Source organism: Streptomyces sp. BE20 (assembly GCF_036322525.1).
GTDB lineage: Bacteria > Actinomycetota > Actinomycetes > Streptomycetales > Streptomycetaceae > Kitasatospora.
In genome coordinates, this window is the sequence record NZ_JAQYWW010000989.1 from 1 (window position 1) to 521 (window position 521).

At 77.9% G+C, this 521-nt stretch carries 1 pseudogene; it reads left to right on the plus strand.

Features of this window, described 5'->3' with window-relative positions:
- Positions 1–12 precede the first annotated feature (12 nt).
- Positions 13–521 (plus strand): annotated as a pseudogene (locus PUR61_RS45510) (hypothetical protein); the annotation flags it as partial.

The window sequence follows — 521 nt, forward strand, 5'->3', positions numbered from 1 at the left end:
GGCGGCGTCTCGGTGATGGCGAACCCCAGCCCCTGCGGCGTGGTCGCCCGGCTGGGCGGTTCGGCCGCCGACGGCCGGGGCCAGCCGGTCGCCGCCGCCGCCGACGGGGCGACCTGGTCGGAGGGGGCGGGGGTGCTGCTGGGGGGGCGCCGTGGGTGGTGGGGGGGGGGGGGGGGGGGGTGTTTTGGGGGTTTGGGGCGGGGGGGGGGGGGGCGGGCGGGGGGGGGGGGGTGTTGTGTTTTGGGTTGGTTGGGTGGCTTTCTGGGGGGGGGGGGGGGGCCCCCCCCACCCCCCCCCCACGCCCGCCGCCCCGAGCCCCGCCCCCCCCCCCCCCCCCCCCGCCCGCCCCCCCCCCGCCCCCCCCCCCCCCCGCGCGCCGCCCTCCCCCCCCCCACCCCCCCACCCCCCCCCCCAACAAACAACAAACCACCAAAAAAACAAAAACAACACCACCAACCACAACACGTAAATAGAAAAAAAAACCACCCAGCCCCCACCCCCCCCACCTCCCCCCCCACCAA